This is a genomic window from Halomonas getboli (assembly GCF_023094245.1).
GTDB lineage: Bacteria > Pseudomonadota > Gammaproteobacteria > Pseudomonadales > Halomonadaceae > Halomonas > Halomonas getboli.
The window spans coordinates 58,141-65,232 of record NZ_JALMEW010000011.1; the positions used below are offsets into that span (position 1 = coordinate 58,141).

4 protein-coding genes are annotated in these 7,092 nt (G+C 67.2%); all 4 read left to right on the forward strand.

Annotation, left to right across the window (positions count from 1 at the left end):
• The first annotated feature begins 24 nt into the window (after positions 1 to 24).
• The 4 genes from prpC (at position 25) to prpD (ending at position 6,687) form a co-directional block, all read left to right on the forward strand.
• Positions 25 to 1,155: a bifunctional 2-methylcitrate synthase/citrate synthase gene (prpC, locus tag MYL53_RS16610; RefSeq protein WP_247855175.1), complete on the forward strand. Its 1,131-nt coding sequence runs from the start codon at positions 25 to 27 to the stop codon at positions 1,153 to 1,155.
• A 190-nt stretch (positions 1,156 to 1,345) separates the two neighbouring features.
• Positions 1,346 to 3,982, forward strand: a complete 2,637-nt coding sequence (gene acnD, locus MYL53_RS16615; protein WP_247855177.1) for a Fe/S-dependent 2-methylisocitrate dehydratase AcnD — start codon at positions 1,346 to 1,348, stop codon at positions 3,980 to 3,982.
• On the forward strand, positions 3,979 to 5,157 hold the full coding sequence (prpF, locus tag MYL53_RS16620; RefSeq protein WP_247855179.1) for a 2-methylaconitate cis-trans isomerase PrpF: 1,179 nt from the start codon (positions 3,979 to 3,981) through the stop codon (positions 5,155 to 5,157). The genes acnD and prpF overlap by 4 nt, the downstream gene beginning before the upstream one ends.
• A gap of 48 nt (positions 5,158 to 5,205) precedes the next feature.
• Positions 5,206 to 6,687, forward strand: coding sequence for a 2-methylcitrate dehydratase (gene prpD, locus MYL53_RS16625; protein ID WP_247855180.1), 1,482 nt, complete (start codon positions 5,206 to 5,208; stop codon positions 6,685 to 6,687).
• Positions 6,688 to 7,092 lie beyond the last annotated feature (405 nt).

Here is a 7,092-nt window from a genome sequence, read left to right on the forward strand (position 1 = left end):
TCACGCAGCAAGAGGAGAGACACCATGGCAGACAAGACACCGATCGGCGGTGCCGGCCTGCGCGGCCAGAGCGCCGGCTCCACCGCCCTGTGCACCGTCGGCAAGAGCGGTGCCGGCCTGACCTATCGCGGCTTCGACATCGCCGAGCTGGCCGACAAGGCGCGCTTCGAGGAAGTGGCCTACCTGCTGCTCAAGGGCAAGCTGCCGAACCGGGCCGAGCTCGATGCCTACATCGCCAAGCTCCGGGGCCTGCGCGGCCTGCCGCCGGCGCTGAAGACCGTGCTCGAGCAGATTCCGGCCGATGCCCACCCCATGGACGTGATGCGCACCGGCGCCTCGATGCTCGGCAACCTCGAGACCGAAGAGAGCTTCGAGCAGCAGCAGGACGTCGCCGACCGCCTGCTGGCGGCGCTGCCCTCGATCATCTGCTACTGGTATCGCTTCAGCCACGACGGCGTGCGCATCGACACCGAAACCGACGACGAGTCCGTGGGCGGGCACTTCCTGCACCTGCTACGCGGCGCGCCGGCTTCCGAGCTGCATGCCCGGGTGATGAACGTCTCGCTGATTCTCTATGCCGAGCACGAGTTCAACGCCTCGACCTTCACCGCGCGGGTCTGCGCCTCGACGCTCTCCGACATGCACTCCTGTGTGACCGGCGCCATCGGCTCGCTGCGCGGCCCGCTGCACGGCGGCGCCAACGAGGCGGCCATGGCGATGATCGAGGACTGGCAGTCGCCGGAAGAGGCCGAGCGCGAGATCCTCGGCATGCTCTCCCGCCGCGACAAGATCATGGGCTTCGGCCACGCGATCTATCGCGAGTCCGATCCGCGCAACGCCATCATCAAGCAGTGGTCGAAGCAGCTGGCCGAGGACGTGGGCGACAGCGTGCTCTATCCGGTCTCCGAGCGTGTCGAGGCGGTGATGTGGCGCGAGAAGAAGCTGTTCTGCAACGCCGACTTCTTCCACGCCAGCGCCTATCACTTCATGGATATTCCGACCAAGCTGTTCACCCCGATCTTCGTCTGCTCGCGGGTGACCGGCTGGTGTGCCCACGTCTTCGAGCAGCGCGAGAACAACCGCATCATTCGCCCGAGCGCCGACTACACCGGGCCGGAGCACAGCGAGTGGGTGCCGATCGAGGAGCGCGACTGACGCTCCAGGTCGATGTCCCGGCCATGAGTGTCGCCGGGGACAAGCCTACGCGAGGGCGCTGTGAATCCATCCCTGGGCGCTACCGACGCCATCCATGGCGTAGGACCCTCGCTTCGCCTTGTCCCCGGCTGGATCGCCTCTGCCGTTGCCTCTTTCCATGTCCACGACCCGATCCGAGGGTGCCCACGCCATGAACACCGATTACCGCAAGCCCCTGCCCGGCACCGGGCTGGACTACTTCGATACCCGCGAGGCGGTCGAGGCGATTCGCCCCGGCGCCTATGACACCCTGACCTACACCGCCCGGGTGCTGGCCGAGCAGCTGGTGCGCCGCTGCGAGCCGGGCCTGCGCGACGCCGCCCTCGAGCAGATCATCGACGGCAGGCGCGACCTGGACTTCCCCTGGTACCCGGCCCGGGTGGTCTGTCACGACATCCTCGGCCAGACCGCGCTCGTCGACCTGGCCGGTCTGCGCGACGCCATCGCCGAGCGCGGCGGCGACCCGGCCAGGGTCAATCCGGTGGTGCCGACCCAGCTGATCGTCGACCACTCCCTGGCCGTGGAGCATGCCGGCTACGAGCCGGACGCCTTCGAGCAGAACCGGGCGGTGGAGGATCGCCGCAACGAGGATCGCTTCGACTTCATCGACTGGACGCGCACCGCCTTCGAGAACGTCGACGTCATCCCCGCCGGCAACGGCATCATGCACCAGATCAACCTGGAGAAGATGTCGCCGGTGGTGCAGTCGCGCGACGGCGTCGCCTTCCCGGATACCTGTGTGGGCACCGACAGCCATACCCCGCACATCGACTGCCTGGGGGTGATCGCCATCGGCGTCGGCGGCCTCGAGGCCGAGACCGTGATGCTGGGGCGTCCCTCCATGATGCGCCTGCCCGACATCGTCGGCGTGCGGCTGACCGGCCAGCGCAAACCCGGTATCACCGCCACCGATATCGTGCTGGCGATCACCGAGTTCCTGCGCAACGAGCGGGTGGTGGGAGCCTACCTGGAGTTCTTCGGCGAGGGCGCGGCGAGCCTGACCATCGGCGACCGCGCCACCATCTCCAACATGACGCCGGAATACGGCGCCTCGGCGGGGATGTTCTATATCGACGACCAGACCCTCGACTATCTGACGCTGACCGGCCGCGAGCCGGAGCAGGTGGCGCTGGTCGAGCAGTATGCCAAGACCGCCGGCCTGTGGTCCGATGACCTGGTCGGCGCCGCCTACGAGCGGGTGCTGGAGTTCGACCTCTCCAGCGTCGAGCGCAACCTGGCCGGGCCGTCCAATCCGCACCGCCGCCTGCCGACCAACGCGCTGCACGACCGCGGCATCGCCATCGATTACGACAAGGCACAGGAAGAGGAGAAGGCGGGCAGAATGCCCGATGGCGCGGTGATCATCGCCGCCATCACCAGCTGCACCAACACGTCGAATCCGCGCAACGTGGTGGCCGCCGGCCTGCTGGCCAAGAAGGCCAACGCGCTGGGCCTCGTGCGCAAGCCCTGGGTGAAGTCGTCCTTCGCGCCGGGGTCCAAGGTCGCGCGCCTCTACCTGGAAGAGGCCGGCCTGCTGCCGGAGCTCGAGAAGCTCGGCTTCGGCATCGTCGCCTACGCCTGCACCACCTGCAACGGCATGTCCGGTGCCCTGGACCCGAAGATCCAGCAGGAGATCATCGACCGCGATCTCTATTCGACGGCCGTGCTGTCTGGCAACCGCAACTTCGACGGGCGCATTCATCCCTATGCCAAGCAGGCCTTCCTGGCCTCGCCGCCGCTGGTGGTGGCCTACGCCATCGCCGGCACGGTGCGCTTCGACATCGAGCAGGACGCACTGGGCTTCGATGCCGACGGCAAGCCGATCACCCTCAAGGACCTGTGGCCCACGGATGAGGAGATCGATGCCATCGTCGGCGAGTACGTCAAGCCTGAGCAGTTCCGCGAGGTCTATATTCCGATGTTCGATCTCGACGCGGTGGAAGCCGCCGAGAGCCCGCTCTATGACTGGCGTCCGCAGAGTACCTATATCCGCCGGCCGCCTTACTGGGAAGGCACCATGGCGGCCGAGCGCGGGCTCAAGGGCATGCGGCCGCTGGCGATCCTGCCGGACAACATCACTACCGACCATCTGTCGCCGTCCAACGCCATCATGGCCGACAGCGCCGCCGGCGAGTACCTGGCGAAGATGGGCCTGCCGGAAGAGGACTTCAATTCCTACGCCACCCACCGCGGTGACCATCTCACCGCCCAGCGCGCCACGCTGGCGAATCCCAAGCTGTTCAACGAGATGGTGCGCGACGAGAACGGCGAGGTGATCCAGGGCTCGCTGGCGCGCCTCGAGCCGGAAGGCAAGGTCACCCGCATGTGGGAGGCCATCGAGGCCTACATGGAACGCCGCCAGCCGCTGATCATCATCGCCGGCGCCGACTACGGCCAGGGCTCGTCACGGGACTGGGCGGCCAAGGGCGTGGCGCTGGCCGGCGTGGAGGCGATCGTCGCCGAGGGCTTCGAGCGTATCCACCGCACCAACCTCATCGGCATGGGCGTGATGCCGCTGCAGTTCGAGCCCGGCACCACCCGCCACACGCTGGCGCTCGACGGCACCGAGACCTATGACGTGGAGGGCGAACCTGCGCCGGGCGCGACGCTGACGCTGGTGATTCATCGCGCTGGTGGCGAGCGCACGGAAGACAGCGAGCGCGTGCCGGTGATCTGCCGCCTGGATACCGCCGAGGAGGTGTCCATCTACAAGGCCGGGGGGGTGTTGCAGCGCTTCGCCGAGGACTTCCTGGAAGGGAAAGAGTGCGAGGAGGCGACCAGCGCATGAGCCGGGTTCCACAGGTTCGCATTCCCGCCACCTATATGCGTGGCGGTACCAGCAAGGGCGTGTTCTTCCGCCTCGATGATCTGCCCGAGGCCGCCCGCGTGCCCGGGCCGGCCCGCGATGCCCTGCTGCTGCGGGTGATCGGCAGCCCCGATCCCTATGGCAAGCAGATCGACGGCATGGGCGGGGCGACTTCGAGCACCAGCAAGACGGTGATCCTGTCGAAGAGCGAGCGTCCCGATCACGACGTCGACTATCTGTTCGGCCAGGTGTCCATCGACGCGCCCTTCGTCGACTGGAGCGGCAACTGCGGCAACCTCTCGTCGGCGGTGGGGCCCTTCGCCATCGCCAGCGGCCTGGTCGATCCGGCGCGTCTTCCCCGCGACGGCATCGCCGAGGTGCGCATCTGGCAGGCCAATATCGGCAAGACCATCGTCGGCCATGTGCCGATGCGTGACGGCGAGGTCCAGGAGACCGGCGACTTCGCGCTCGACGGCGTGACCTTCCCGGCCGCCGAGGTGGCGGTGGACTTCATGGACCCGGCGGACGGGGAGGGCGCCATGTTCCCCACCGGCAACGTGGTCGACGAGCTCGAGTTGCCGGGCATCGGCACCCTGCAGGCGACGCTGATCGACGCCGGCATTCCCACGGTGTTCGTCGAGGCGGCGGCCATCGGCTATACCGGCACCGAGCTGCAGGAGGCGATCAACAATGACACCGAAGCGCTGGCGCGCCTCGAGGCGATCCGCACCCAGGGGGCGCTGCGCATGGGGCTGATCGGCCGGCCCGAGGAAGCGGCTCAGCGTCAGCACACGCCCAAGGTGGCCTTCGTGGCGCCGCCGGCCGACTATGTCGCCTCCAGCGGCAAGGCCGTGAGTGCCGCCGAGATCGACCTGCTGGTGCGGGCGATGTCCATGGGCAAGCTGCATCACGCGATGATGGGCACCGCCGCGGTGGCCATCGCCAGCGCGGCGGCGGTGCCGGGCACCCTGGTCAGTCAGGCCGCCGGCGGTGGCGAGCGCACCTCGGTGTGCTTCGGTCATCCGTCGGGCACGCTGCGGGTGGGCGCCGAGGCGCGTCAGGCCGGCAGCGGCTGGACGGCGCTCAAGGCGACCATGAGCCGCAGCGCGAGGGTGCTGATGGAGGGATGGGTCAGGGTGCCGGGCGACAGCTTCTAGGTCTCGCTATCTTGAGGAAGACACCCGCGAACCTTGGCAGGAGGCCGTATGAGCACCACCGTCGAGCGCAACGTCCGGCCGGACTACGATGAGCTGCTGCAGGGGATCGCCGATTACGTGCTCGAGGGCCGCATCGGCAGCGACGAGGCCTTCGAGACGGCGCGCTACTGTCTGATGGATACGCTGGGCTGCGGCCTGCTGGCGCTGCGTTTTCCCGAATGCACCAAGCACCTCGGCCCGCTGGTAGAGGGTACCGTCGTGCCCCATGGCGCCCGAGTGCCCGGCACCGCCTTTCGGCTCGACCCGGTCAAGGCGGCCTGGGACATCGGCGCCATGGTCCGCTGGCTCGACTACAACGACACCTGGCTGGCCGCCGAGTGGGGCCATCCCTCCGATAACCTCGGGGCCATCCTGGCGGTGGCCGATCACCTGTCCCAGAAGCGCGTGGCCCGCGGCGAGTCGCCGCTGGTCATGCGCGATGTGCTCGAGGCGATGATCCAGGCTCACGAGATACAGGGCGTGCTGGCGCTCGAGAACGCCTTCAATCGGGTCGGCCTCGATCATGTGGTGCTGGTCAAGGTGGCATCGACCGCGGTAGCCGCTCGTTTGATGGGCGCCGACCGCGAGCAGCTGCTCTCCGCGCTGTCCCACGCCTTCGTCGACGGCCAGAGCCTGCGGACCTATCGTCACGCGCCGAATGCCGGCTCGCGCAAGAGCTGGGCGGCGGGGGATGCGACCTCACGCGGCGTACGCCTGGCCGATATCGCCTTGCGCGGCGAGATGGGCATCCCGGGAGTGCTCAGCGCGCCGCAGTGGGGATTTCATGACGTCTCGTTCAGCCACTCCTGCAAGGATCTGGCGCTCAAGCCTGAAGTCGAGCGGCGATTGCGCCTCCCGCGCGAATTCGGCAGCTACGTGATGGAGAACGTGCTGTTCAAGGTCGCCTTTCCCGCCGAGTTCCACGCCCAGACGGCCTGTGAAGCCGCGGTCGCGCTGTACCCCGAGGTGAGAGACCGGCTGTACGACGTCGCGCGTATCGTCATCACGACACAGGAGTCGGCGATCCGCATCATCTCCAAGGAGGGGAGCCTGGCCAACCCCGCCGATCGCGACCACTGCCTGCAGTACATGACGGCGGTCCCGCTGGCCTTCGGCGAACTCACCGCCGAGCACTACGAGGACGATTTCCACGCCGCTCATCCACTCATCGATGCCCTGCGCGGTAAGATGGAGGTGGTCGAGGAGCCGCGCTATTCCCGGGACTATCTCGATCCTGAAAAGCGCTCCATCGCCAATGCCGTCCAGGTGTTCTTCGCTGATGGCAGCGCCACCGAGCGGGTCGAGGTCGAATATCCGCTCGGCCATCGCCGCCGTCGCGCCGAGGCGCTGCCGCTGCTCGAGGAGAAGTGTCGGCGCCACCTGTCGACGCGTTTCCCCCCGACCCGTGCCGAGCGAATCCTCGAGCTGTGCCGTGATCGGGCCCGCTTCGAGGCGATGCCGGTCGATCGTTTCCTCGATCTGCTGACCTAGTGTCGAAGGGCGGGGAGGGGCATGCCGAAACGGCATGGACCTCTCCTTGGCCGCTGTCATCGGCTGAACTATATTTTTAGATAAAGCCCTTGCGTCGCTGCGGGAGAATCCGTAAAGTACACATCCGCTGCCGGCGACGGGCAACGTTGCAGGCGGTGATGAGTGGTAGAAGCACTTGTTTTTCTTGAGGTTTTTCGAAGGTTGTCGAAAACGCTCGATTGACAAGTCCGCCGGAAACGGTAGAATGTTCACCGCTCGATCGGGCATCGCTTCAGACACTGGAGTCGATCGCTCGGTCATCCGCTTCGCTTCCTCGGAGGCTTGAAGATCACCGGTTGACACGACGCGCCGATCACGTAGAATACGCCTTCCTCGCAGGGCGCCGGCCGAACGGCCAGGCAGATG

Excerpts from the sequence above, each read along its gene's own strand:
- acnD (WP_247855177.1), top strand. The coding sequence starts at position 1,346 with ATGAACACCGATTACCGCAAGCCCCTGCCCGGCACCGGGCTGGACTAC.
- prpD (WP_247855180.1), top strand. The coding sequence starts at position 5,206 with ATGAGCACCACCGTCGAGCGCAACGTCCGGCCGGACTACGATGAGCTG.
- prpC (WP_247855175.1), top strand. The coding sequence starts at position 25 with ATGGCAGACAAGACACCGATCGGCGGTGCCGGCCTGCGCGGCCAGAGC.
- prpF (WP_247855179.1), top strand. The coding sequence starts at position 3,979 with ATGAGCCGGGTTCCACAGGTTCGCATTCCCGCCACCTATATGCGTGGC.